Origin of the sequence: Vibrio sp. Vb1026, from assembly GCF_033338745.1 — a bacterium.
GTDB classification, from domain to species: domain Bacteria; phylum Pseudomonadota; class Gammaproteobacteria; order Enterobacterales; family Vibrionaceae; genus Vibrio; species Vibrio alginolyticus.
On record NZ_JAWOTH010000020.1, the window covers coordinates 1 to 26,171 of the forward strand.

Annotated in this window: 26 protein-coding genes and 1 tRNA gene; 15 read left to right on the forward strand and 12 right to left on the reverse strand. The window is 45.9% G+C overall.

The window, feature by feature from the left end:
* Nucleotides 1-2 precede the first annotated feature (2 nt).
* Both R7E47_RS21005 and orn read right to left on the reverse strand, forming a co-directional pair.
* Nucleotides 3-75, reverse strand: a tRNA-Gly gene (locus tag R7E47_RS21005).
* A 156-nt stretch (nt 76-231) separates the two neighbouring features.
* Nucleotides 232-777: an oligoribonuclease gene (orn, locus tag R7E47_RS21010; protein WP_017635574.1), complete on the reverse strand. Its 546-nt coding sequence runs from the start codon at nt 775-777 to the stop codon at nt 232-234.
* A 129-nt stretch (nt 778-906) separates the two neighbouring features.
* Between orn and rsgA the strand changes: the two genes are divergently transcribed.
* From rsgA to R7E47_RS21030, 4 genes are all read left to right on the forward strand, one after another.
* Nucleotides 907-1,971, forward strand: a complete 1,065-nt coding sequence (rsgA, locus tag R7E47_RS21015) for a small ribosomal subunit biogenesis GTPase RsgA (RefSeq protein ID WP_256901389.1) — start codon at nt 907-909, stop codon at nt 1,969-1,971.
* Nucleotides 1,972-2,087: 116 nt separating this feature from the next.
* Nucleotides 2,088-2,945: an archaetidylserine decarboxylase gene (gene asd, locus R7E47_RS21020; protein ID WP_033907177.1), complete on the forward strand. Its 858-nt coding sequence runs from the start codon at nt 2,088-2,090 to the stop codon at nt 2,943-2,945.
* Between the two features lie 165 nt (nt 2,946-3,110).
* On the forward strand, nt 3,111-4,526 hold the full coding sequence (locus tag R7E47_RS21025) for an SLC13 family permease (RefSeq protein ID WP_005386418.1): 1,416 nt from the start codon (nt 3,111-3,113) through the stop codon (nt 4,524-4,526).
* Nucleotides 4,527-4,658: 132 nt separating this feature from the next.
* Nucleotides 4,659-5,546, forward strand: a complete 888-nt coding sequence (locus R7E47_RS21030) for a DMT family transporter (RefSeq protein ID WP_005386417.1) — start codon at nt 4,659-4,661, stop codon at nt 5,544-5,546.
* A gap of 82 nt (nt 5,547-5,628) precedes the next feature.
* On the opposite strand, the gene gpmM is transcribed toward R7E47_RS21030, so the two are convergent.
* Entirely contained in the window at nt 5,629-7,161 is a 1,533-nt protein-coding gene (gpmM, locus tag R7E47_RS21035) for a 2,3-bisphosphoglycerate-independent phosphoglycerate mutase (RefSeq protein WP_172563464.1), read from the reverse strand.
* A gap of 547 nt (nt 7,162-7,708) precedes the next feature.
* Here gpmM and R7E47_RS21040 point away from each other — a divergent pair.
* The 5 genes from R7E47_RS21040 to R7E47_RS21060 all read left to right on the forward strand — a co-directional run bounded on the left by R7E47_RS21040 (nt 7,709) and on the right by R7E47_RS21060 (nt 12,139).
* Nucleotides 7,709-8,143, forward strand: coding sequence for a rhodanese-like domain-containing protein (locus R7E47_RS21040; RefSeq protein WP_054389116.1), 435 nt, complete (start codon nt 7,709-7,711; stop codon nt 8,141-8,143).
* A gap of 225 nt (nt 8,144-8,368) precedes the next feature.
* The gene (gene secB, locus R7E47_RS21045) at nt 8,369-8,833 is read left to right on the forward strand and encodes a protein-export chaperone SecB (protein WP_005386410.1); all 465 of its coding nucleotides are present in this window, start codon (nt 8,369-8,371) and stop codon (nt 8,831-8,833) included.
* Nucleotides 8,834-9,028: 195 nt separating this feature from the next.
* On the forward strand, nt 9,029-10,066 hold the full coding sequence (gene gpsA / locus R7E47_RS21050; RefSeq protein ID WP_005381474.1) for an NAD(P)H-dependent glycerol-3-phosphate dehydrogenase: 1,038 nt from the start codon (nt 9,029-9,031) through the stop codon (nt 10,064-10,066).
* Between the two features lie 78 nt (nt 10,067-10,144).
* A complete protein-coding gene (gene cysE, locus R7E47_RS21055) occupies nt 10,145-10,966 on the forward strand; it encodes a serine O-acetyltransferase (RefSeq protein ID WP_005381475.1) in 822 nt (273 codons plus the stop codon).
* A gap of 27 nt (nt 10,967-10,993) precedes the next feature.
* Entirely contained in the window at nt 10,994-12,139 is a 1,146-nt protein-coding gene (locus tag R7E47_RS21060; protein ID WP_005381476.1) for a murein hydrolase activator EnvC family protein, read from the forward strand.
* Between the two features lie 73 nt (nt 12,140-12,212).
* Here R7E47_RS21060 and R7E47_RS21065 read toward each other — a convergent pair whose 3' ends face one another.
* The 4 genes from R7E47_RS21065 to epmA all read right to left on the reverse strand — a co-directional run bounded on the left by R7E47_RS21065 (nt 12,213) and on the right by epmA (nt 15,326).
* Entirely contained in the window at nt 12,213-13,169 is a 957-nt protein-coding gene (locus R7E47_RS21065) for an acetyltransferase (protein WP_017821834.1), read from the reverse strand.
* 144 nt (nt 13,170-13,313) lie between these two features.
* A complete protein-coding gene (locus tag R7E47_RS21070; RefSeq protein WP_005381480.1) occupies nt 13,314-13,949 on the reverse strand; it encodes a TetR/AcrR family transcriptional regulator in 636 nt (211 codons plus the stop codon).
* Between the two features lie 21 nt (nt 13,950-13,970).
* On the reverse strand, nt 13,971-14,345 hold the full coding sequence (locus R7E47_RS21075) for a VanZ family protein (protein ID WP_017635567.1): 375 nt from the start codon (nt 14,343-14,345) through the stop codon (nt 13,971-13,973).
* Between the two features lie 9 nt (nt 14,346-14,354).
* Complete coding sequence (epmA, locus tag R7E47_RS21080) at nt 14,355-15,326, reverse strand: elongation factor P--(R)-beta-lysine ligase (RefSeq protein WP_132937287.1); 972 nt, start codon at nt 15,324-15,326, stop codon at nt 14,355-14,357.
* Nucleotides 15,327-15,761: 435 nt separating this feature from the next.
* Between epmA and frdA the strand changes: the two genes are divergently transcribed.
* From frdA to frdD, 4 genes are read left to right on the forward strand one after another with little or no spacing between them, the layout of a single operon-like run.
* Nucleotides 15,762-17,561: a fumarate reductase (quinol) flavoprotein subunit gene (gene frdA / locus R7E47_RS21085; protein WP_005381487.1), complete on the forward strand. Its 1,800-nt coding sequence runs from the start codon at nt 15,762-15,764 to the stop codon at nt 17,559-17,561.
* The gene (locus R7E47_RS21090; protein ID WP_005381489.1) at nt 17,561-18,319 is read left to right on the forward strand and encodes a succinate dehydrogenase/fumarate reductase iron-sulfur subunit; all 759 of its coding nucleotides are present in this window, start codon (nt 17,561-17,563) and stop codon (nt 18,317-18,319) included. The genes frdA and R7E47_RS21090 overlap by 1 nt, the downstream gene beginning before the upstream one ends.
* Nucleotides 18,320-18,321: 2 nt before the next feature.
* Complete coding sequence (gene frdC, locus R7E47_RS21095; protein ID WP_005381491.1) at nt 18,322-18,705, forward strand: fumarate reductase subunit FrdC; 384 nt, start codon at nt 18,322-18,324, stop codon at nt 18,703-18,705.
* An 11-nt stretch (nt 18,706-18,716) separates the two neighbouring features.
* On the forward strand, nt 18,717-19,094 hold the full coding sequence (frdD, locus tag R7E47_RS21100) for a fumarate reductase subunit FrdD (RefSeq protein ID WP_005381493.1): 378 nt from the start codon (nt 18,717-18,719) through the stop codon (nt 19,092-19,094).
* Between the two features lie 102 nt (nt 19,095-19,196).
* Here the strand turns inward: frdD and R7E47_RS21105 are convergent, their stop codons facing one another.
* The gene (locus R7E47_RS21105; protein ID WP_005386397.1) at nt 19,197-20,600 is read right to left on the reverse strand and encodes an SPFH domain-containing protein; all 1,404 of its coding nucleotides are present in this window, start codon (nt 20,598-20,600) and stop codon (nt 19,197-19,199) included.
* Between the two features lie 266 nt (nt 20,601-20,866).
* The gene (efp, locus tag R7E47_RS21110; protein ID WP_005381500.1) at nt 20,867-21,433 is read right to left on the reverse strand and encodes an elongation factor P; all 567 of its coding nucleotides are present in this window, start codon (nt 21,431-21,433) and stop codon (nt 20,867-20,869) included.
* Between the two features lie 32 nt (nt 21,434-21,465).
* Between efp and epmB the strand changes: the two genes are divergently transcribed.
* Together epmB and R7E47_RS21120 are read left to right on the forward strand one after the other, a co-directional pair.
* Nucleotides 21,466-22,488 (forward strand): EF-P beta-lysylation protein EpmB, encoded by a 1,023-nt coding sequence (gene epmB, locus R7E47_RS21115; RefSeq protein WP_053307395.1) that lies wholly within the window; start codon nt 21,466-21,468, stop codon nt 22,486-22,488.
* A gap of 95 nt (nt 22,489-22,583) precedes the next feature.
* Nucleotides 22,584-23,081, forward strand: coding sequence for an MgtC/SapB family protein (locus R7E47_RS21120; protein ID WP_005381504.1), 498 nt, complete (start codon nt 22,584-22,586; stop codon nt 23,079-23,081).
* A 100-nt stretch (nt 23,082-23,181) separates the two neighbouring features.
* Here R7E47_RS21120 and R7E47_RS21125 read toward each other — a convergent pair whose 3' ends face one another.
* The 3 genes from R7E47_RS21125 to R7E47_RS21135 form a co-directional block, all read right to left on the reverse strand.
* Nucleotides 23,182-23,745: a VC2662 family protein gene (locus R7E47_RS21125; RefSeq protein WP_054701976.1), complete on the reverse strand. Its 564-nt coding sequence runs from the start codon at nt 23,743-23,745 to the stop codon at nt 23,182-23,184.
* 314 nt (nt 23,746-24,059) lie between these two features.
* Nucleotides 24,060-25,706: a chaperonin GroEL gene (gene groL, locus R7E47_RS21130; protein WP_005381509.1), complete on the reverse strand. Its 1,647-nt coding sequence runs from the start codon at nt 25,704-25,706 to the stop codon at nt 24,060-24,062.
* Between the two features lie 77 nt (nt 25,707-25,783).
* Entirely contained in the window at nt 25,784-26,074 is a 291-nt protein-coding gene (locus R7E47_RS21135) for a co-chaperone GroES (RefSeq protein WP_005381516.1), read from the reverse strand.
* Between the last annotated feature and the right edge of the window lie 97 nt (nt 26,075-26,171).

Consider the following 26,171-nt stretch of genomic DNA (forward strand, 5'->3'; position numbering starts at 1 on the left):
GGAGCGACACACGAGGTTCGAACTCGTGACCTCAACCTTGGCAAGGTTGCGCTCTACCAACTGAGCTAGTGTCGCATCAACAACGTTTCCGCTGTTTAGGGCTGCGAATTATAAGAGCATTTTTTTGTGATGCAAGTCCTTCCTTCAAAAAAACTTTATTTTTTTACTGAACGACGAAAAAGCAATCAAAAGCGATATAAATTACAACAATTTGGATCGCAACCTTAACAGTTAAATCTTGAAAATAGTACCTCGATAGTACTTAAGTTCCGCGATGGACTCACGAATGTCGTCCAAGGCCAAATGTGTTCCCTGTTTAGTGAACCCATTTAGCACCTCAGGTTGCCAGCGACGTGCTAGTTCTTTAAGAGTACTAACGTCAACATATCGGTAATGGAAGAACTCTTCCAACTCAGGCATATGCTTGTATAAAAAGCGACGATCCTGCCCAATGCTGTTACCACATATTGGCGACGCCCCTTTTGGCACCCATTTTTCTAAAAATTCAATGGTTTGTGCGACTGCGTCTTGTTCTGAGATTTGACTGTTTCGAACGCGCTCAACCAAACCGCTTGCCGTATGCGTATTAGTACACCAGTCGTCCATTTTCGCTAGTTCTTCTTCCGGCTGATGAATCGCTAACACTGGACCTTCAGCCAAAATATTTAGTTCGCTATCCGTGACAATAGAAGCAATTTCGATGATTTTGTGCGTTTCAGGATCAAGCCCTGTCATCTCTAAATCAACCCAAATTAGGTTTTGATCGCTAAAGGACATGGTTACGCCGCCTATTTGTTTATCGATAAAAGAGGTACTATACCTCAAAATACGAGAAACACGATACTCATACACGGAGCCAAGAGTACGGCTCAACCATTTGAGTAAATTCACATAAAGTACAGAATTGTGGCAAAGAAGAAAAAGTTAACCAAAGGTCAGGTGCGACGCGTACGTAGCAACCAACAAAAGCGTTTGAAGAAGCAAGAAGATTCCATCCAGTGGGATGAAAACATGCTAGGCGCCAGCAAGCAAGGTCTCGTGATCACTCGTTTTGGTCAGCACGCGGACATTGAAGACCTTGATACAGGCGAAATTCAACGCTGTAACCTCCGCCGTGGTATTGAGTCTCTAGTATCTGGCGATCGTGTTTTATGGCGCGAAGGATTGGAGTCTATGGCGGGCATCTCTGGTGTTGTTGAAGCGGTAGAACCTCGCTCTTCAGTGCTCACTCGTCCAGATTATTACGATGGCCTAAAACCCGTTGCAGCCAATATTGATCAAATGGTCATTGTCTCTTCGGTATTACCAGAGCTATCGCTAAATATTATTGACCGCTATCTCGTTGCATCAGAAACACTGAATATTGCGCCATTGTTGGTCTTAAATAAAGTCGACCTTCTAGAAGCCGATGATCGTGCAATGTATGAAGAATGGCTCAAAGAATATGAACGCATTGGCTATAAAGTGCTTCTGGTCAGCAAGAAGTCTGGAGAAGGCATTGCTGAACTAGAAACCCTGCTGCGTGACCGAATTAATATCTTTGTTGGTCAATCAGGCGTAGGGAAATCCAGCTTAGTCAACGCGTTAATGCCGGAACTAGAGAGCGAAGTGGAAGAAGGCGAAGTCTCTGAGAACTCTGGCTTGGGCCAACACACCACGACGGCTGCACGTTTATACCACATTCCAACGGGTGGCGATTTGATCGACTCACCTGGAGTACGTGAATTTGGTCTTTGGCATTTGGAAGCAGAAGAAGTAACAAAAGCATTCGTTGAATTTCGACCATATTTAGGCGGTTGCAAGTTCCGAGATTGTAAACACAATGATGACCCAGGCTGCCTTCTACGCGAAGCTGTCGAGAACGGGGAAATTAACGAAACTCGCTTTGAAAACTATCATCGCATTTTGGAAAGCATGGTTGAAAACAAAGCAAATCGTCAGTATTCACGTAATAAAAAAGCCGATCTGTAATTGAGTTAAGGCTGTAACTGTGTAAAAAGTCTTCACCTAATACTGACAAGCAAATTAAATTTCAGTAACATCACGCGCCCTAAAGCGCGAATCTAACAGAAGTATCGGAATTAAAGATGGACAAGTTTAAAGTTGGACTGCAGTACTGGATCCCACAACACGGCCTCACTCGCCTAATGGGTAAACTGGCTTCAGCAAAAGCTGGCGGTCTAACAACAGCAGTTATTCGTTGGTTTATCAAACAATACAATGTGAATATGGATGAGGCAAAGCACTCAGATCCTAAGCATTTTAAAACGTTCAACGAGTTTTTCGTTCGTGAGCTAAAAGAAGGCGCACGCCCAATTTCTGAAGGCGAAAACGTCATCACTCATCCAGCCGACGCTTGTGTTAGCCAGTTTGGCCCTATTGAAGATGGTCAACTTATCCAAGCAAAAGGTCATCACTTCTCAGCACAAGAATTGCTGGGCGGTGACGCGAATTTAGCTGACGAATTTAAAGATGGTTCTTTTGCGACATTGTACCTATCTCCGCGCGATTACCACCGTGTACACATGCCATGTGACGGCACTCTGCGCCAAATGATTTACGTACCAGGTGACCTGTTCTCAGTAAACCCTCTGACAGCAGAAAACGTACCAAACCTATTTGCACGTAACGAGCGTGTGGTGTGTATCTTCGATACTGAGTTTGGTCCAATGGCACAGGTGCTTGTTGGTGCGACAATTGTTGGTAGCATTGAGCAAGTATGGGCTGGCACGATCACTCCGCCTCGTGGAAACACTGTCTACAAATGGGATTACCCAGCAGAGGGTGACAAGGCCGTGATCTTGAAAAAAGGCGAAGAGATGGGCCGCTTCAAACTGGGTTCTACTGTTATTAACCTGTTTGCCAAAGACGCGATTGAGTTTGACGCAAGCATGGAAAACGGTAAGCCAACCGTTATGGGCACACCTTACGCCTTAAAAAATTGAGTAAAACACCGTTAAGAGCCCTTTATTCAGGGCTCTTTTTATTGATAAAAAGCAAAACTCCGTTCGAAATTTAGCCTCTATTTCTCAAACTCATACCTGCCTCTAAGACCCTCATTCCACAATCAATTATCCTGCGCTTAGAATGAATATTTAGAGGGGCAGCCAATGCCAAAGATGAGTGTAAACACGTTGGCGAAATTGCTGGTGTGCTTTTTAATTCCGCTCGGTGTTTTGATGATGCCGATCGATGCTATTCCTATTGACGATCTCACTTTAATTCAGCATCGCCTGTTAGCTATTTTTCTTCTTGCTGCCCTACTTTGGGTTCTCGAGCCGGTTCCCGTTTTTGCTACGTCCATTCTTATTATCGCTCTTGAACTGATCATGATATCGGATAAAGGTTTGCATCTATTTCGCAATCCACCAGCGGGGCATGATTTAGGAGAGTTAATTGCTTACACCGATATTTTCTCGGCCTTCTCTTCACCGATCATTATTCTTTTTATGGGTGGTTTTGCTCTTGCGATTGCGGCTTCCAAATACGAGCTCGACAACAACCTCGCCCGAGTTCTATTAAAACCATTCGGCACCCAACCTAAGTTCATCATGCTGGGCTTGATGTTAATTACCGCCGTTTTTTCAATGTTTATGTCCAATACTGCCACGACCGTGATGATGCTAGCCCTGCTTGGCCCCATCGTCGCTTCAGCACCTAAAGGGGATTTAGGCATTAAAGCACTGGTGTTGTGTATTCCAATTGCAGCGAATACAGGCGGCATTGCGACTCCGATAGGCACGCCACCTAATGCGATAGCGCTTCAATATCTCACTGGAGAAAACGCGATAGACTTCCTATCGTGGATGACAATGGGTCTACCCTTTGTGTTGGTACAACTCACTGTAGCTTGGTTCTTGTTGCAAAAGCTGTTTCCGTCTAGCGAACCAGAAATGAAACTAAAGCTAGATGGTACATTCAAAAAGAGCTGGCGTGCGATCGTCGTCTACATCACTTTTGCACTAACCATTTTGCTTTGGATGACAACGAAAGTGCATGGCATGAATACATATGTTGTCGCGATTATCCCACTAGCAGTGTTCACGTTAACGGGCATTATGGGAAAAGAAGAGCTCAAGCTAATTAACTGGGATGTTTTATGGCTGGTTGCCGGTGGTATAGCAATTGGTATTGCCTTAGACAAAACAGGCTTAGCCGAAGCATTAGCGCACGCTATTGATTACAGCCTGCTATCACCATTTGCCGTTGTTTTAGCCCTATCGGTAGTGTGCTGGTTAATGGCGAACTTTATGTCTAATACCGCAACGGCAAACTTATTGATGCCTATTGCTGCCGCTATTGGTACATCCATGCCAAGCCTTATTGCGGTTGGCGGCCTACAAGGTTTACTGGTTGTCGTAGCCTTCTCCGCATCACTTGGCATGATCTTACCGGTTTCCACACCACCAAACTCTTTGGCTTATTCAACAGGCCTCATCGAGAGCAAAGACATGGCGAAAGTAGGCCTGATTCTCGGTTTGATTGGTCTACTTATCGTGTATGGCGCAGTTTTGGTACTGTTTTAATCGAAGAGCTCCATGAAAAAGCGTGTTGTCATGGAGCTGCTCTCCAGCTACTGCCCTTACAGAGCGGCTTTTACATCCCATAAATTTCGTGCATATTAAGACTCCTCTACTCTACAAGGACGTCGACACATCATGGGTTACGAATGGCTTGCTTTATGCGCCGCTTTTCTGTGGGCAGTTTCTAGCCTAATTTCGGTCATTCCTGCACAACACCTAGGCGCATTTTCTTACAGCCGCTGGCGTATGGGCTGCACAGCCGTGATCTTATCAACTATGGCCTGGATAACTGGCGGCTGGTTAACGGTTTCTTGGGAACATGTAACGCCAATGATGGCCTCAGGACTGATTGGTATTTTTATTGGCGATACCGCTCTATTCGCGTGTTTGAATCGTATGGGGCCAAGACAAGCCGGGTTACTCTTCTCTTGCCACGCCGTGTTCTCTGCCATCTTGGGCTACTTCTTATTTAGCGAAGTCATGACCACAATAGAACTACTGGGCGCATCATTGGTATTTAGCGGCGTGGTGATGGCGATATTCTTTGGCCGAAGAGGTCAAGTGAATAACGTCTTGGAAGACATTAAAGGTAACATCTGGGTGGGCATTGGACTTGGCTTAACCGCAGCAATGTGCCAAGCATTGGGCGGCATCATCGCCAAGCCAGTAATGCAAACCAGTATTGACCCAGTTGCGGCTTCTGCTATTCGAATGATCAGTGCCTTTTTCGCCCACAGCATGTTGTTAATTCTAGGAGTCAAAGTCGCTCGCTCGACGCAACACATTACTTGGCGCATATTTGGTATTACTGCGCTTAATGGTTTCTTGGCGATGGCCGTCGGCATGACGCTAATCTTATACGCACTGCAAGAAGGAAATGTAGGTATGGTTGCCCTTCTATCTTCAACCACGCCAATTATGTTGCTACCACTGCTCTGGATTTACACCAAACGCCGACCAAACCGATTTGCATGGTTGGGCGCAGCCCTAGCTGTGATTGGTGCGGGCATATTGGTTCAGTAACCTTGCAGACCAGTCCTTACTGCCAGATACAAAAAAGCCCGAGTTTAAACTCGGGCTTTTGTCATGCTGAGCCGTTAGTTAACTATTTAACTAATACTTCACCCGTCATTTCTGCTGGGATTTCCAGACCAGCTAGAGAAAGCATGGTTGGTGCAAGGTCAGACAGTTTACCGCCTTCTTTGAATTCAACCACTTTGTCACCTACATAGATTAGAGGCACTGGTAGGTTAGTGTGAGCAGTGTGGATGCCGCCAGTTTCAGGGTCGATCATCATTTCTGCGTTACCGTGGTCCGCAGTGATCAATAGTTGACCGCCAACTTCTTTGATTGCTTCAACCACTTTACCCACACTTTCATCTAGAGCTTCGATTGCTTTCTCAGCCGCTTCATAAACGCCAGTGTGACCAACCATATCTGCGTTCGGGTAGTTACAGATGATGGTATCGAACTTACCAGACTTGATAGCCGCAACCATCTTATCTGTTAGTTCTGGAGAGCTCATTTCAGGCTGCATGTCGTACGTTGCAACTTTTGGTGAAGCAACCAATTGACGCTCTTCGCCTTCAAATTCGTTCTCAACACCACCGTTGAAGAAGAAAGTCACGTGTGCGTATTTCTCTGTTTCAGAGATACGTAGCTGAGTTTGACCTTGTTTAGATAGCCACTCACCGTAAGTGTTTTCTAGAGACGCAGGTGGGAATGCGATAGCTAGAGGGATATCAGCCGCGTATTGAGTCAGCATCACAAAGTTGATTGCTGGGAATACTGCACGCTCAAAGCCGTCAAACGCAGGAACGAATGCACGAGTGATTTGACGTGCACGGTCAGCACGGTAGTTCATGAAGATAACCGCATCACCATCTTGCATGATTGCGTCTTCTTGACCTTCCGCTTTGATAGCTGTTGCTTTAACGAATTCGTCGTTTTCTTCACGAGCGTAAGCCGCTTCTAGACCTGCAACTGCCGTTTCTGCTGTGAACTCAGCTTTAGCTTGAGTTAGAAGATCGTAAGCAACTTGGACGCGATCCCAGTTGTTGTCACGGTCCATTGCGTAGTAACGACCTACTAGAGAAGCAACGCGGCCTTTACCTAGTTTCGCAAATAGGTCTTGGAAACGTTGTAGTGAGTTTTCAGCACTACGTGGTGGTGTGTCACGGCCGTCTAGGAAGCAGTGTAGGTAGATTTTCTCTGCGCCACGCGCCGCTGCCATTTCAACTGCAGCGTAAATGTGGTCTTCGTGAGAGTGAACACCGCCTGGAGACATCAGGCCCATGATGTGTACTGCTTTTTCAGCTTTCACAGCAGAGTCGATTGCTTCAACTAGCGCAGGCGTTTGTTCGAACTCACCATCAGCAATTGATTTAGTGATACGAGTCAGGTCTTGGTATACAACGCGGCCTGCACCAATGTTAGTGTGACCAACTTCAGAGTTACCCATTTGACCATCAGGAAGGCCAACATCCATGCCTGAAGCAGAGATTAATGTGTGTGGGTTATTCGCAATCAGAGCATCCATTACTGGTGTTTTCGCATTCGCAATTGCGTTACTTGCTGTGTCTTCACGGTAACCGTAACCGTCAAGGATAACTAGAGCCAGTGGCTTCTTAGCTGACATAGTGATGACCTCATCAAATTTAAGTAACTTTTGGCGTAGGGCCTCGCTGCCCTATCTAACCTTGAAACAAAACTAGCGTAATTTTACTACACTTTTTAACCAAAACTGTAGGTTAAGATCAAATAATGTTTGCGATTTATTGTTGCTATCTTACAAGTTAAGCGAACAACGAGTCAGTGCCGACAATCGTGTTCCACAAGCATAGTCATTTCTAATACGCTTTGTACACCCCAGTCTAAGTTCGGTTTTCTTACGCTTCTCATTCTTATTTTTGCACTTGAAACAGCGCTAATTTAAAGCAACATCAAACAAGATGGGTTAATACCTATTGTTCTCTTTTCTCAGTAAAACAGAAGTCACTTAAACCGATAAGTCCAATAGGCAAAAGCAATCAAGCTACCAGAGCGAAATGTACGGATAGTAAGGGCATAAAGGGTTTATAGAGATCTCAATTATTCGTTAGAAAATTTTAACCCTCTCGCCTAAGAGCCGTAACCTCGCTATACTCCTGCTTTATTTTTCCGCCAACAGCGTAAGAGCTCAAGACATGCAAGAGTACATTGAATTTTTCCAACAGAACATGATTCTATCTTTGGTTTGGGTAGGTCTTCTTGTCGCCTTTATCATGAACATCGTGAAGTCAGCGACAGCCGCATACAAAGAAATCAACGTAAACCAACTGACTCATCTTATGAACCGTGAAAACGGCGTTGTAGTGGATATCCGTACCAAGGACGAGTTCAAAAAAGGTCATATCACCGACTCACTTCACATTTTACCGTCAGACATCAAAGCGGGTAACTTGGGTAACCTTGAAAACCACAAATCAGACCCAATCATTGTGGTATGCAAGACAGGACAGACCGCTCAAGAAAGCGCAAACCTATTAGTAAAAGCTGGCTTCGAAAAAGTGAGCCTACTAAAAAATGGTTTGATTGCGTGGAACGAAGCGAACCTGCCGTTAGTTCGCGGTAAAAAGTAGGAACGTGGCAAGAACGAAAGTTCGCGTTTAAACGCGCTTTTACCAAGCCTCGCGGACAAAAAACTGAGCAAATTGAAAGCAGTTGGAGCACTAAGTTGTGACGCTTTGCACGTAATACACGCTTCATCTAGTCAAGGTAGATTGGCTCAGTTAGTCTCAGGACATACCAGTTTTCTGAGCTTAGACGTTTCTAGGCTCAACAAATATTGATTTAAGGATTAAAAAATGGCTGAAGCAGCACCTCAAGACGCACAACAAAACTTCGCAATTCAACGCATCTTCCTAAAAGACGTTTCTTTTGAAGCGCCGAACTCTCCAGTAATTTTCCAGAAAGAGTGGAACCCAGACGTTAAACTAGACCTAGACACTCAAAGCCGTGAGCTTGGTGAAGGCGTTTACGAAGTTGTTCTACGCCTAACCGTTACTGTGAAGAACGAAGAAGAGACTGCGTTCCTATGTGAAGTTCAACAAGGTGGTATCTTCACTGCTGAACAAATGGAAGCTGGTCAACTTGCACATTGCCTAGGCGCATTCTGCCCGAACATCCTATTCCCATACGCTCGTGAAACTATCTCAAGCCTAGTCGTTAAAGGTACGTTCCCTCAACTGAACCTAGCGCCAGTAAACTTTGACGCGCTATTCATGAACTACCTACAACAGCAAGCTCAACAAGGCGAAGCTGAAGCGTAATTCACGTTTTATAAGTGACGAATAGCCACAGTGCTGACGTCACCGAATCAAATAAAATGCACAGAGCGTCTACCATCCGATGCAATGTGCATTTTTTATTTCTGACAAAAGTTCCTAGTTCCTAATCGCCAGAAGGCGTAAAATTTGACGATTAGGAACTAGATTCTACTAGTAGCAAGACAATTAGGCGGTAGCATGACACAAGCAAATACAAACAATGCTTACGGTAAAGACATCGCAATGACTGTGATTGGCGCAGGCTCATACGGCACCTCTTTGGCAATCTCACTCGCTCGTAACGGCGCGAACGTTGTCCTTTGGGGACACGAGCCAGAGCACATGGCTCGCCTAGAAGCAGACCGAGCTAACCATGCCTTCTTACCAGGTGTTGATTTCCCTGAAAGCTTGATCATTGAATCGGATTTAGAAAAAGCCGTTCAAGCAAGCCGAGATTTGTTGGTTGTGGTTCCAAGCCATGTCTTTGGCATCGTGCTAAACAGCTGTAAACCATTCTTGCGCGAAGACTCTCGCATCTGTTGGGCAACCAAAGGGCTTGAACCTGAAACGGGGCGCCTACTGAAAGACGTCGCTTATGACATTATCGGTGAAAACTACTCACTAGCAGTATTGTCTGGCCCAACGTTTGCGAAAGAGCTCGCAATGGGTATGCCGACAGCAATTTCAGTTGCGTCTCCAGATTCTGAATTTGTTGCGGATCTACAAGAAAAAATCCACTGTAGCAAAACCTTCCGCGTATACGCTAATAGTGACTTTATTGGTATGCAACTGGGCGGCGCTGTGAAAAACGTTATTGCGATTGGTGCAGGTATGTCTGATGGTATCGGTTTTGGCGCCAACGCCCGTACTGCATTAATTACTCGTGGCTTAGCTGAAATGAGTCGCCTTGGTGCTGCGCTGGGTGCACAGCCAGAAACCTTTATGGGCATGGCGGGTTTAGGCGATCTTGTCCTGACATGTACCGATAACCAATCACGTAACCGACGCTTTGGCTTGGCATTAGGCCAAGGTAAAGACGTTGATACGGCTCAAGAAGAAATTGGTCAAGTGGTTGAAGGTTACCGCAATACAAAAGAAGTATGGCTACTTTCTCAACGTATGGGTGTTGAGATGCCGATAGTTGATCAAATTTATCAAGTATTGTATCAAGGAAAAGATGCGCGCTTAGCAGCGCAAGATTTACTTGCTCGTGACAAAAAAGCCGAAGGAAAGTAGCAATCTACCGCCCTTTGCAGCTCATCTGAGAAAAATTGAAGTTGTCGGGTCACGGAAGAACCACTCTGGATATTGAGAATGAAACACTGCGAAAAACAAAAAGTCTGGAACAAAATTGTCTCAGAAGCCCGTGAAATGTCAGAACAAGAGCCTATGCTGGCGAGCTTCTATCATGCCACCATTATCAAGCATGAAAGTTTGTGTGCCGCTCTGAGTTATATTCTGGCTAATAAATTGAACACCGCTTCCATGCCAGCGATGGCTGTACGTGAAGTGGTTGAAGAAGCCTTTGCAGCTGATCCAACCATCACTGACGGCGCGGCTTGTGATATTTGTGCCACGGTCAATCGCGACCCTGCTGTTTCAATGTACTCAATGCCATTGCTGTACCTAAAAGGCTATCACGCACTGCAAGGCTACCGAGTAGCAAACTGGCTATGGAAGCAAGGTCGTCACGCTCTTGCGACTTACCTACAAAATCAGATTTCGGTAGCATGTCAGGTCGATATCCACCCTGCAGCGCGCATTGGTAGTGGCATCATGCTCGACCATGCAACAGGCATCGTGATTGGTGAAACTGCCGTGGTCGAAAACGACGTGTCTATACTGCAAGATGTCACCCTTGGTGGTACTGGTAAAGAATGCGGTGATCGTCACCCGAAAATTCGCGAGGGTGTGATGATCGGAGCTGGTGCAAAGATTCTTGGCAATATCGAAGTCGGTGAAGGCGCGAAAATCGGATCTTGCTCTGTGGTATTGCAAGCCGTGCCTCCTCACACAACGGTGGCTGGCGTGCCTGCAAAAATCGTCGGACGTCCAAAAACGGATAAACCCTCTCTCGATATGGATCAAGGCTTTAACGGCAAGTCGCAAAGCTTTATCCATGGAGATGGTATTTAATCGTCAACAAACCTTTTTGACAACAACGTGGTAGGTAACTCTCAAGTGCGAAAACAAAATCACCCTGTTCTACGCTCGGCTATTTTATTAACTTGTGCTTTATCTGCCACTTATCCCATTACCTCCTCTGCTGTGAGTCAGCAAGAGCTCAAAGGCGTATCCAGTGAGATAAGCCGTCAGCGCAAATCGCTCTCTTCCCAAGAAAAGCAGCTCAATGAGTTACAGAAATCACTAAAAGATCAAGAGCTTGGTATTTCTAAGCTTGAGCGTGAAATACGACAAACCAAGTCTAACCTCGCACAAGCAGACAAAAACATAGAAAACCTGGAAGAGAAAATTGCCTTGCAAGAAGCACAGCGTCAAGAGCAAGAAGAAGAACTCAAACAGCTGCTGCAAACGTATTACGTAACCGAGCGAGCGAAGGCCAATGGTCACTTGTTAAATCAAGGTGTGGAAGAAGACCGCATGAGCCAATACTTCCAGCATTTAGCTAAAGCACGTGCTGAAGTGATTGATGCGATCACCAAAATAACCCAAGAATTAGCGCACAACAAAAACCAGCTCGAGCTAGAAAAAGAGCAAATCGAGACTCTGCTCAAGCAGCAATCCGAAAAACGTACAGCGCTAGCGAGTACACAATCCAAGCGTAAGCAAACCCTGAATAAAATTCAGAGCAGTATCAAGAATGACAAACGCTACTTAGCCGAGCTGCAACGCAACGAAACCCGTTTAAAAGCAGAGATCGCCAAAGCAGCGAAGCGTAATGCGGTGCCAATGGACGGACTCGGCAAACAGCGCGGTAAGTTGCCTTGGCCACTCAAAGGCAGTGTGTTACACAACTTTGGTACGCGACAAACTGGGCAGGTAAATTGGAAGGGTATGGTGTTGTCTGCCAACTATGGTCAACAAGTGAAAGCCGTTTATCCTGGTACTGTCGTATTTGCTGAGTATCTGCGCGGATACGGTTTAGTGGTACTGCTCGACCACGGCAAAGGTGACATGACCCTCTATGGTTACAACCAAGCCTTAACTAAAAAAGAAGGCGACCGAGTCACCGCCGGCGAAGTGATTGCTCTCGCGGGTGATACAGGTGGTCAAGACAGACCATCGCTGTACTTTGAAATTCGTCGTAATAGTGAAGCGCAGAATCCGAAATCTTGGTTAAAACGCTGATTATCTGACTCATAGACTTATAATAAAAAAGGAGCCACTCGGCTCCTTTTTTGTATTCATATTTTGGAAAATGCTATGCGTAGTAGGTTTCTACCGCATCAATAAAAGCATTCACATCATCTTTGCTTAACGCGTTGATTCCTGCCGCCGCCTCTCGCCCCCCACCTGTCGGGAACTGACCACACACGGCAACGGCACCTTGTTTATTGTTTAATGGGGCGCGGAGTGAAACCGTATAAGTACCATCTGCATTTTCAGTAAGTACCGCATGCGCAGAGTCAGGGGTTTGGTTTGCTAGCCAGTTGCCATAAACACCACTGATTCGGCGTGATGCCGCCGTGTTTGGTAACTCAAACAACTTCAGCTTACCACTCTCATGCATGGCAGGCACTGCGAGAGCCGCCTCCATGTCTTGTTGGTAAGCCGATTGCAATTGGTAGTATGGCGAGGCCGTATCTTCAATAGCTTCAAATGGTGACGTGTACTTCAGCAAAGCTCGGTACAGCTCCGCAGGGTGAAAGTGTAAATCTTCGACCTTCGATCCGTAGCCGTTGTAGTTAATTAAAGTACCCAGCTCTTTTAGCTGCTCTTTCTGTTGCTGCAACAAGCCCGCGTTATTCGCTAACTCATCGGCTTTAGCAATCATGTTATCGCCATAAGCCGCCGTAATCGCCCAGTCATGAAAACGCCCATCAAGCAACTTATCGACAATCAACGCCGTGCACATGTTGGCATCGAGATCGATGTGCGCATCCAAATTACCATGCTGAGGAATGTCGCCCGCTTTGTGATGATCGGCGTAAAAGACGTGCGCGCCTTGAGCCAAAGCTTGCTCTAGACCTGCCATGTTCTTTTCCATCGAAATGTCTAACACAGTCAGCTCATCACCCGCTTGCACGTCTACTTTTTCCACCAGCTTGATGTCGCGCTTTACACCGGTTATTAACTGGGCATCGACAGGATCAGCCAAACGCAATTGTAGAAGAGCAATGATGCCATCAGCATCACCATTAAAAATGTCGTAATTCATGGGGCGATAGTTCCTTTATCGAGAATCTTATCCCTGCAAGGGTTTTTAGCGTATGGGACTATTGTGCGTGGCATATTTGACAAGTCAACTCGAGCCACGACTCGAAAATGAGAGTGACTCTCGAAATATTAAGCAGTTTGACGTTTAACTGTGTAGATTGCTAACCGCATCTTCTAATAACAGTAGCTGCTCTAAGCCCTGCTCAGTTGCTAATGGCTTAACGACATTAAGCATCTGCAACATCCCTTGCTTCACCATTTGCTCGGTAATGTTGGTTTTTGAAGCCATCGCGGATTGATACGCCAACCAACTACACGCAATCAAGTGCAATGTACATACCAATGACTTCAACTGTTGTTGATCGACATTCAACAGCTTCATCGTTACGAACTCTTGCATAATAGCAATGAGGTTCGCTTGCAGCTTCTCTTGCACATCGATGTACTGTTCGTGTAGCTGTTCATCTCGTGACAAGATTTCTGGTAAGTTTGCGTAGAAAAAGCGGTATTTCCACATCAAGGTAAAAATAGAGTCTAGGTAGCTCTTCAGCATAGTCAGGCTCTCTTGCGAACCTTGAATAGGGGTAAATCTTTCTAAAAGTTCTGCTGAATAAAGCGCAAAGATCTCACGAACGATTTCTTGCTTATTGCGGAAGTGGTAATACAGATTACCAGGGCTAATTTCGATGTGATCGGCAATGTGATTGGTGGTGATGTTGCGCTCACCATGTTGGTTGAACAACTCCAGTGCCGCGTAGACGATTTTGTCGCGCGTTTTCATTGTTATCGTGTTCCCTCTTCATTAACGAATCGAGTATAGCGACTTCACCAACCTAGGTCGATAGAGGCTCCAAATACGGTAACATAACAGACCAGTTAAGATGCCAGTTGAGTTGGCGACAAGGTCTAACCAAGAAGTTTGTCGCCCTACATACCCTTGCAACCACTCAATAACGGCGCTGAATAGCAAAATACTAATCGCCACCGCCCAACGTTGACGCCAACGCCACACACAAAAACAACCTAAAAACGCAAAGCCGCTATACGCCATAGCGTGCTGCATTTTGTCGAGATACGCGATATTGCCCCAGTCTTGCAGTTCACCTGAACTCAGAGATAAAAAAGCGATCAATATGGCGTAGCTAAAGATGACGAAACGTGCAGCCGTCAGGTTCATTGGACGTCCTTATGCAATTGGAAATGGAAAGGCCGTCACTTGATCAATGTGGTCACAGCCTAGCGCCAGCATGATCAAACGATCGATACCCAACGCGACCCCTGCACAATCTGGCAACCCTGCTTCCAGTGCAGAGATCAGATGATAATCGATCGGCTGTGGTTTTAAACCCATTTCGATACGCTTTGCGTTATCTTGTTCAAAGCGCGCTAATTGCTCTTTCGGGTTATCCAGTTCATGAAATCCGTTCGCCAGCTCTATCCCCTTAAAGTACACTTCAAAACGATCCGCGACGCGATGATCTTGAGGATTGATTTTCGCAAGCGCCGCCTGTGATGCAGGGAAGTCGTACACAAAAGCCGGCACGTCCTGACCAATTTTGTTTTCTACTCCCACGCTAAATAGTAGTTGCAGCAGCGTATCGCGATCTTCTTCTGGCTCAGCAATGTCACTCAAACCCAGCTTGCTTGCCGCCGCTTTCAGCTCAGTCATTGAGCCTTCCAGTGGACACGCACCCAACACATCAATGAAGGCTTGCTGATACGTCATGCGCTGCGCTGCGCCACACTTCAATACCAGCTGCAACAGGTCATCCATTTCATCCATCAATTTATGATGGTCAAAGCCAACGCGATACCACTCCAACATCGTGAATTCAGGGTTGTGGTAGCGACCATTCTCTTCATTACGAAATGCTTTGTTGATTTGATAAATACAACCGCTGCCCGCAGCCAAAAGGCGCTTCATATGGAATTCTGGGCTGGTCATAAAAAACAGCTTACTGCCATCGGCATAGCCTGGGCCAACAAACTCGGTTTGGAAAGTATGCAAATGGATGTCAGTCACGGTTGCGTGACTCATGGCTGGCGTATCGACTTCCATCACCTGTCGGTCAGCGAAGAATTGTCGAATCGACGCGATTAACGTCGCACGTTGACGAAGTTGGTCAATGGAAGCAGTAGGTTGCCAGTTGGTTTGCATAACAAGTCTCTCAAACTTTAATTCAGCGAGGAAAGCCTCATTCTACATTCTTTTTACTCTTCAAGAAGAGAGGAATATCCCTTCTTCTTTTTACTAATGTGCTCGCCAATTTGAGGCAAGCATTACTCGTGCCGCAGAACAAAAAACACTCAGTTAAAATCCTATTATCCATGCGGTTAATGTCGCGCAACACAGGTTTAACATCCCTAATGTTAATGCTTGAGGGCCAAAACCTCGATGCCGTGATAGCAGTCACATAACCTATAAATTCTATGCCCTTAAGTGCATTACCGAAGCAAAAACCCAATTACATCAATTTTTCTGCCATGTGGCTCATCTACACTAACCCTACTACTTTTGGGGAGTTCTTTTTAAAGAGCGCCTCGTAATGACAATAACAAGCGGATTTCCGCAATCACACACTGGAGGATAACTGTGCAAATTATCACCACAGATATCGCAGTCATCGGCGCAGGCGGCGCTGGTCTTCGTACTGCTATTGCAGCGGCTGAAGCAAACCCAGACTTAGAAGTCGCTCTGATTTCTAAAGTTTATCCAATGCGCTCCCACACGGTCGCTGCAGAGGGTGGCTCAGCAGCAGTTATCAAGGATGAAGATAGCTTAGACAACCACTTCAACGACACTGTTGGCGGTGGTGACTGGCTATGTGAACAGGATGTTGTTGAATACTTTGTAGAGAACGCGACTCGCGAAATGATCCAAATGGAGCAATGGGGTTGCCCATGGAGTCGTAAAGAGAACGGTGAAGTCAACGTACGCCGCTTTGGTGGTATGAAGGTTGAACGTACTTGGTTCGCTGCAGACAAAACTGGCTTCCACATGCTTCATACGCTATTCCAGACATCAATGAAGTACAGCAACATCAAACGTTTTGATGAGTACTTTGTGGTGGATCTGCTTGTTGATGAAGGCGAAGTTCAAGGTCTGATTGCTATTCACATGTCTGAAGGCGAGCTTGTTACTATCAAAGCAAAATCTGTTGTTCTAGCAACAGGTGGCGCGGGCCGTGTTTACCACTGTAACACCAACGGCGGTATCGTAACGGGCGATGGTATGGCAATGGCTTACCGTCACGGCGTTCCTCTACGTGATATGGAATTCGTTCAATACCACCCAACAGGTCTTCCTGGTACAGGTATCCTGATGACGGAAGGTTGTCGTGGTGAAGGCGGTATCATCGTTAACAAGAATGGCTACCGTTACCTACAAGATTACGGTATGGGCCCTGAAACTCCAGTTGGCCAACCGAAGAACAAATACATGGAACTGGGTCCTCGTGACAAAGTTTCTCAAGCTTTCTGGCACGAACAACAGAAAGGCAACACCATCAAACACCCACTGGGTGACGTGGTGCACCTAGACCTTCGCCATCTTGGTGAGGAGTACCTACAAGAGCGTCTACCGTTCATCTGTGAACTAGCAAAAGCTTACGTAAACGTGGACCCTGCAAAAGAGCCAATTCCAATTCGTCCAACCGTTCACTACACCATGGGTGGTATTGAAACGGACGGCGGTTGTGAAACTCGCATTAAAGGCCTATTCGCGGTGGGTGAATGTGCGTCTGTTGGTCTTCACGGTGCAAACCGTCTAGGTTCAAACTCACTGGCTGAATTCGTAGTATTTGGGCGCGTAGCGGGTGAAAACGCAGTGAAACGCGCGGCAGAATTCAAAGGTTGGAACGACGCGGCAATTGACGCGCAAGTCAAAGCCGTTGAAGAGCGCATCGCGAAACTGATGAACCAAGAAGGCGACGAAAACTGGGCAGAAATACGCACAGAAATGGGCCACACCATGGAAGCGGGCTGTGGTATCTACCGCCAAGAAGATTTGATGCAAGCGACTATCGACAAAATCACTGAGTTGAAAGAACGCTACAAACGCATCAGCATCAAAGACAAAGGTAAAGTGTTCAACACAGACCTTCTATACGCAATCGAAGTGGGTTACGGCCTAGAAGTCGCAGAAGCGATGGTTCACTCTGCGATTCTACGTAAAGAATCTCGCGGTGCGCACCAACGTCTAGACGACGGTTGTACAGAACGTGATGACGTGAACTTCCTAAAACACTCACTTGCTTTCTACAAGCCAGAGTCAGCACCAAGTATCGATTACAGCAATGTGACCATCACTAAGTCACAACCAAAAGCTCGTCTATACGGTGAAGCAGCAGAAAAAGCAGCGGCTGAAGAGAAGAACGCAGAGGAGCAAGCATAATGTCAGCAAATCGCATTCAAAAAGTAGACATCCTGCGTTACGACCCAGAAAAAGATGCAGAACCATACAAGCAAACATTCGAAGTCCCATTCGATGAAACCATGTCTGTACTTGACGCACTTGGTTACATCAAAGACCACCTAGACAAAGATCTGTCTTACCGTTGGTCTTGTCGTATGGCGATCTGTGGTTCTTGCGGCATCATGGTGAACAACGTACCGAAACTTGCTTGTAAGAGCTTCCTACGTGACTACCCAGACGGCGTGACTATCGAGCCTCTAGCGAACTTCCCAATCGAGAAAGACTTGATTGTTGATATGACGCCATTCATCGAGCGCCTAGAAGCAATCAAACCATACATCATTGGTAACGATCGTAAACCAGAAGACGGTACGAACTTGCAAACGCCAGAACAGATGGCGAAATACAAGCAATTCGCTGGCTGTATCAACTGTGGTCTATGCTATGCAGCATGTCCTCAGTTTGGTCTTAACCCAGAGTTCATCGGTCCTGCTGCACTAACGCTAGCCCACCGCTACAACCTAGACAGCCGTGACAACGGTAAAGATGAGCGCATGAAGCTTATCAACGGTGAAAACGGTGCTTGGGGTTGTACGTTTGTTGGTTACTGTTCTGAAGTTTGTCCGAAGAACGTTGACCCAGCAGCGGCTGTAAACCAAGGCAAAGTGGAGTCTTCTATGGACTTCGTGATTGCTATGTTGAAACCTGATGGTTCACCAAAGAAAGTGGAGGCATAAGGATGAGCAATCGTAAACCTTACGTTCGTGAAGTAAAACGCACTTGGTGGAAGAACCATCCTTTCTACCGCTTCTACATGCTACGTGAAGCGACGGTGCTTCCGTTAATTCTATTCACTCTGTTCCTAACTTTCGGTTTAGGTTGCTTGGTGAAAGGTCCTGAAGCATGGCAAGGTTGGTTAGCGTTCATGGCGAACCCAATCGTCGTCGCAATCAACATCGTTGCACTACTCGGTAGCCTATTCCACGCTCAAACTTTCTTCAGCATGATGCCACAAGTAATGCCAATTCGTTTGAAAGGCAAACCAGTGGACAAGAAGATCATCGTATTGACTCAGTGGGCCGCGGTTGCGTTCATCTCACTGATCGTTCTCATCGTGGTGTAAGGAGCTGAGCAATGAAACCGAATTATAGTGTAAACACATCACCAAAACGTTCTGATGAGCCAATCTGGTGGGGTCTGTTTGGCGCAGGCGGTACTTGGTTCGCGATGATCACGCCAATCACTGTTCTTGTGCTAGGTATCTTGGTACCACTAGGCGTGATTGACGCAGAAGCGATGAGCTACGAGCGTGTCTCTGCATTCGCAACCAGCATCATCGGTGCGCTATTCATCATTGGCACGCTAGCATTGCCAATGTGGCACGCAATGCACCGTGTACACCACGGCATGCACGACCTTAAATTCCACACTGGTGTGATTGGTAAAATTGCATGCTATGCATTTGCAGGCCTCATCACTGCACTAGCAGTTATCTTTATCTTCATGATTTAAGAGACTGACCAAAAAAGAAAAAGCTGGCTAAATGCCAGCTTTTTTATTGCTTTGGGTTACCTATGATCTTTTTGCTTTTTAAGCTTTTGACCACCCATGATCTTATTGCTGTGCGACCTTCTTTGTCTGGTCCATAAGACCCAGAGCACCAAAGCCAGTAATCACATCTAGGTTTGTTTTCAAGCCCGTTTCGTCACTTCCACCAATGTAATTTTGTGGCATCTGAACTTGGAAGTTTTGCAAATTGTTGTACAGCGAGTTCGCTACGTCTCGATTCAATTCTGCCAAGTAAACTTCACGGTTTGCTCCTAACGCCGCATACTTACCTTTTAGGACTTCAGATTCTGCGCGACCTTTCGCTAATATCGCTTTCGCTTCAAACTCAGCAGAAAGTGCGTTCGCTTTTTGAATCGCTAAGTTAGCCTCTGCGATAGCTAGCTCTTTCTCCTTCTCGACTTCAGCAAGTCGTTTGGTCTTTTCCACTTCAACGATTTCACGCTCTGCAATCTGACGTGCAACTTCCACTTCTTTTTGCTGAGCAATAATTGCGAGTTCTTTACCACGCTGGGCGTCTTGCACCTCACGTGTTCGTTGAATCTCTTTGCGTAACTGCTCGGTCTCTGCCTGTGCTTTCGACGTTTCTTGTTCCTGAATCGCGCGAATACGATCCGCCACTAAACGCTTTTTATCTGCCAATAGCTGATCTAATTGCTTTTCTGGCTGTGGGTCACCAATGGTCACCTGCGTCACTTGAATGCCGTATTGTTGTAACGGATTGTCTTGACGAATTGGTTGCCCGGTTTTGTCTACGACAGGCACGGTTTTCCATACCAGTTGATTGGTGCGCTGTAATTGGTTCGGATTGGCTTGATTCGCCCCAACAGGCGCAAGATCCAACTCTTCCACTTCAACCTGACGTCGCTCTGTTAGATAAATCCCCTCTCGTAACTGATCGCCAAGTTTCGATTTGAACTGGTTCAAGCCACCTTGGAAAAACTCTTCACCCGTGTATTGGGTTGCGGTAATCACCGTTACGTTACGTGCGTTCTTTACAAGCAGCGCATCGATCAAGTTACTGTTGTTGCGGAACTCTTTGTGCATCTTCTTCACCGCTTCAGGGTCATTACTGAGCTTAAAGCGGAATGTTACGGGGATCTGACCAATATAGGTGTCGGCAAATCGAACCTGAATCGCATCAAGGCGTTGATAAAAATCTTCGCCCTTGCTGTTACCGAATGACACGGTGATCACTTGGTCATACTTGGTGATTTTGGACAGAAATGGCATGCGAAAATGAATGCCAGGTTCAGTAAACACATCCAACTCACCAGTAATATTATTCTGATGCACGTAGCTGTAACCCGCATCGGTCATCAGCACCGAGCTATTAATCGTTAAGCCTATTGCCAACAGCGGTACGCCAAATACGGCTGCTTTTAATCCTTTATGTAGTAACTGACGTCTTTCTTCCACCTTTAAACCCCTTCCTAAACCTCTGCTTTCCATTTTGTTCTCCTTTTTGGATTGTTACTGAGTTAAATCGATAAAAATCAGATTGCTATGCAACTCAGCGACAAGTACTAATGTATCAAAATGTTACATTAAGGAATAATCGACAGATTCATGGAATAAATAAGATTTTTACGAATAATACAAAATCATCAAAAATTTGCGGAGAATATCGATGTTTTACGCTGAGGGATTAAAAGAGAAGAATCACAGGCAATAAAAAAGGCCGCCGAAGCGACCTTTCTAACAATCATATAAAGTGCTTACTTCACACGACCTACGTATTCAGCAGTACGAGTATCTACGCGAATCACTTCACCAATTGAGATGAACAGAGGAACACGAACAACAGCGCCAGTTGATAGCGTCGCTGGTTTACCGCCAGTACCTTGAGTATCACCTTTCAGGCCTGGGTCTGTGTCTACAACTTCTAGCTCAACGAAGTTTGGTGGAGTAACAGTAATTGGGTTACCGTTCCAAAGAGTGATCATACAAGTGTTGTTTTCTACCAACCACTTAGCGTTTTCACCTACCGCTTTTGCATCCGCTGCGATCTGTTCAAACGTTTCACTGTTCATAAAGTGGTAGAATTCGCCGTCTGAATATAGATAATCTAGGTCGATATCCATTACGTCTGCCACTTCACAAGTGTCACCAGACTTGAATGTTTTCTCTAGCACTTTACCAGAAAGAAGTTTACGAATTTTAACACGGTTGAACGCTTGGCCTTTACCTGGTTTAACGTATTCGTTTTCCAGAATTACACAAGGCTCGTTATCAAGCATTAACTTAAGACCGCCTTTAAATTCATTGGTGCTAACTGTAGCCATTTTTTCCTCTTACATTCTTAGAGCTAAATTCAATGCCGCACATAATAACCCGAAAAGTCGAATCTGTTGAGCAAAACTGGCTCAAACAGTTGGCGAATGGGATCTCTGATCCTGCAAAATTGCTCGAAATACTGGAAATTGATCCTTCACCGTGGCAAGACGGGTTTGCCGCGCGCAAGCTGTTTGCACAGCGTGTACCGCAAAGTTTTGTCGATAGGATGGAGAAAGGCAACCCTAAAGACCCTCTTTTACGTCAGGTTTTACCACTGAGCGACGAATTTGAGGTGCATCCGGGTTACTCCAATGATCCATTGGAAGAGCAGGACAATGAAGTCCCTGGCCTGCTACACAAGTATCGCAACCGCGCCCTGATGATTGTCAAAGGTGGCTGCGCGGTAAATTGCCGTTACTGCTTTCGTCGTCACTTCCCTTATCAAGAGAACAAAAGCGGGAAACAAGCCTGGACCAAGTGCTTAGAGTACATGGCACAACAACCAGAGTTGAACGAAGTCATCTTCTCAGGTGGTGATCCATTAATGGCAAAAGACGATGAGATTCATTGGCTTTTAGAGCACATTGCTCACATTCCTCACATCAAACGTCTGCGTATTCATAGCCGTTTACCTGTGGTGATTCCAGCTCGAGTCACTGATGAACTATGCCAACTTCTGCAAGCATCAAGGTTACAAATCATCCTCGTCACTCACATCAACCATGCCAACGAAATCAATGACGAATTTGCTGAACAGATGTTCAAGCTCAAAAGAGCGGGCGTTACGCTTCTAAACCAAGGCGTTCTGCTGAAAGGCGTGAATGATTCGGTAGAAGCTCAAGTGGCGTTAAGTGAGGCCTTATTTGACGCGGGTATCTTGCCTTATTACCTCCACGTTCTTGATAAGGTGCAAGGCGCAGCGCACTACTTTATTTCGGACGAAGAAGCGAAAGCTATTATGCGCGGACTCATCACGCGTGTATCGGGTTATCTGGTACCAAAACTCACACGAGAAGTTGGTGGCAGGCCAAGTAAAACGCCGTTGGATTTGCATTTAGAATAAGCTCTGACACTCAATTAAATTTGTCGTCTAGATTGATTATTTTTGTTCGCTTTGCACGGTAAGTCTATGCATACTCCGCACTTTTGGAGGTCAAGATGCATACAGCATTCGAACAAATTTTCGATCTTGGCCCATTCAGTTGGCCTGCCCTACTATGCTGCGCCATTAATGGGCTCATGATCGGTATAGAGCGCCAAACTCGTGGTAAACCGGTTGGCATTCGCACAGCAATATTAATTATTTCAGGCACCTACCTGTTTATGTCGATGGCAGTGTCGTTATCGCCAAATACTCTTGATCAAGCACGAGTGCTTGGTCAGATCATTACTGGCGTCGGCTTCTTAGGCGCTGGCGTTATGATGACACTTGATGGAAAAATCCATGGCGTAACATCCGCGGCTGTAATATGGGTGCTAGCAGGTTTAGGTTTGATGATAGGTTTGGGTTATTTAACGCAGTCGGTGGTTATTACTCTCCTGACACTAACCGTGTTGTTAGGTGTGGATAAAGCAGAAAACCACATCAAAGCATTACGCCGCGGTGTTCATCAAAGAATTCAACAACGCAAAACTTCATCACGATTAATTAAATAGTTAACGCTCCGAGAAACTCGCTTCATCTCATCAGTAATTAAAGAGCCCTCGACGAACATCGAGGGCTTTCTGTATATAAAGATTCTGACTTTCTCAGGGATTACTTAGCAAAGTTGATGAGTGGGAAACACTTGAAGAAACCGTTATCCGCACAGTTCAAAAGACCAATTTGCACGCCATCGATTTGTTCGGTCATGTTGAAGAAACCAAACTGGAAATTAGACTTCTTAGAGATACTCGCTAAGCCCACATCCGCCATGGTGTAGCCTTCAGAATAGTTCACCGCGCTCCAGTTCAAGCCTTTTACGTTGTTCGTAATGTTAACAGCACCCAAGTTAACACCCGTCGTCTGACCTTGGTTCCAGTTAACTAAGCCTAAAGACGCGCCTTTCATTTCTTGATTTACTTTTGCTGCACCAAAAAACAGACCGAAGTTCACACCTGTCGTACGATCCGTTTCTGACATACCAAGCAGTGAAAAGTCGACACCTTTAACCTCATTTACCTGTCCATGCAACACAGCTAAACGAACGCCACCAACTGAAGAATTAGAAGGTGCGTTTGTGTTATCGATAGTAGAGAACATCACAGGTGTACTGTCGGCAAAAGCAACAGGTGATGCGATAGCGGCTGCAACCGCCAATGACGTCATAAGCTTTTTCATTTTCATCTCCATGATGGGAAGCAACAATTTACAACATAGTGTAATGTTCAGATTTTGCTCTGTCCCCGTTCAAAAAGTGTTAGCAATAGGTCAGATTTAACCATCTGACTCAAAAGAAAAAATATTTCTCTTCGATTTTTTGCTTCTGAAATGGCGCTTTTTACGCTCAAAAATTTCATGATAAGCCACACCAGGACGTCATGTTTCTCAGGTGGCACGCATAAAAAAGTCGAGGCATCTGCCTCGACTTTTAAAGGTTTGGTCGGTTATCTTTCCGCTATAAGGGCTTCCTTAGAGCGATGAGATAAGCTGGCTTACATCATGCCGCCCATACCGCCCATGCCACCCATGCCGCCCATGTCAGGCATCGCTGGCGCGTCTTTTTGCGGTAGGTCAGTAACCATCGCTTCAGTTGTGATCATCAGACCTGCAACCGATGCTGCGAATTGTAGTGCAGAACGAGTAACTTTAGTTGGATCTAGGATACCCATTTCTAGCATGTCGCCGTATTCGCCTGTTGCCGCGTTGTAGCCGTAGCTACCTTCACCCGCTTTCACGTTGTTCGCAACAACTGAGTCTTCCTCACCTGCGTTCTTCGTGATTTGACGGATTGGCGCTTCCATTGCACGTAGTGCAACGCGGATACCAACGTTTTGTTCTTCGTTGTCACCCGTTAGGTGAGCAATCTTAGATGCCGCGCGGATAAGTGCAACACCACCACCAGCAACAACACCTTCTTCAACCGCTGCGCGAGTTGCGGCTAGCGCATCTTCTACACGGTCTTTCTTCTCTTTCATTTCAACTTCAGTCGCAGCACCAACTTTGATTACTGCAACACCGCCAGCCAGTTTAGCTACGCGCTCTTGTAGTTTCTCTTTGTCGTAGTCTGAAGTTGCGTCTTCGATTTGTTGACGAATCTGAGCAACACGGCCAGAGATCATCTCTTCTTCACCGATACCATCGATGATAGTCGTGTTTTCTTTCGTGATAGAAACACGCTTCGCTTGACCTAGATCTTCTAGTGCAACTTTTTCTAGCTCTAGACCGATCTCTTCAGAAATCACAGTACCGCCAGTTAGGATAGCGATGTCTTGTAGCATTGCTTTACGACGGTCACCGAAGCCAGGTGCCTTCACAGCTGCAACTTTTACGATGCCACGCATGTTGTTCACAACCAATGTTGCTAGCGCTTCGCCTTCTACATCTTCTGCAATGATAAGCAGTGGACGAGATGCTTTCGCGACAGCTTCTAGCGTTGGAAGAAGCTCACGAATGTTTGAGATCTTCTTGTCTACTAGAAGAATGAATGGGTTTTCTAGATCAACACTGCCTGATTCTTGGTTGTTGATGAAGTAAGGAGACAGGTAACCGCGGTCGAACTGCATACCTTCTACTACGTCTAACTCGTCTTGTAGCGCCTGACCTTCTTCAACCGTGATAACGCCATCACGACCCACACGCTCCATTGCTTCTGCAATGATATTACCTACGCTTGCGTCTGAGTTTGCAGAGATAGTACCAACCTGCGCGATCGCTTTTGTGTCGTTACATTCAACAGAAAGCTCTTTTAGTTGCTCAACTGCCGCTGCAACAGCTTTGTCGATACCGCGCTTAAGATCCATTGGGTTCATGCCCGCTGCGACTGCTTTTAGACCTTCGTTAACGATAGATTGCGCTAGTACCGTTGCTGTTGTTGTACCGTCACCCGCTGCGTCGTTTGCTTTAGACGCAACTTCTTTAACCATTTGTGCGCCCATGTTCTGGAATTTATCTTCCAGCTCGATTTCACGCGCTACTGATACACCATCTTTAGTGATAGTCGGTGCACCAAAAGATTTGTCTAGAACGACATTACGTCCTTTAGGACCCAGTGTTACTTTTACTGCGTCAGCCAGAACGTTTACACCTTCCAGCATTTTAACTCGTGCGTCATTACCAAATTTAACGTCTTTAGCAGCCATCTTTGATTTCCTTTCTAAAATTCTTTGTGTGTAATTTCGTAATTGAATCTGAGCAAAAAATTACTCAATGATTGCTATTATTCAACGATCGCCATGATGTCGTTTTCAGACATGACAAGCACTTCTTTACCGTCGATTTTTTCAGTTTTTGTACCGTAACCTTCAGCGAAGATAACGGTATCACCGACTTTAACGTCTAGTGGCAGTACGGTGCCGTTTTCTAGGATGCGGCCTTTACCCACAGCTAGAACAACACCGCGAGTCGATTTTTCTGCAGCAGAACCAGTCAGAACGATGCCACCAGCAGACTTAGATTCAACTTCTTTACGTTCAACGATAACTCGGTCATGTAATGGACGAATGTTCATCGGTCGTCTCTCCTGAAAATTTCCATGTTTATTTGATAATTGTCCTTAGGGACTGTAGCCCCAGACACGTGATCCCTATATAAGGGGTCGAAGCAGC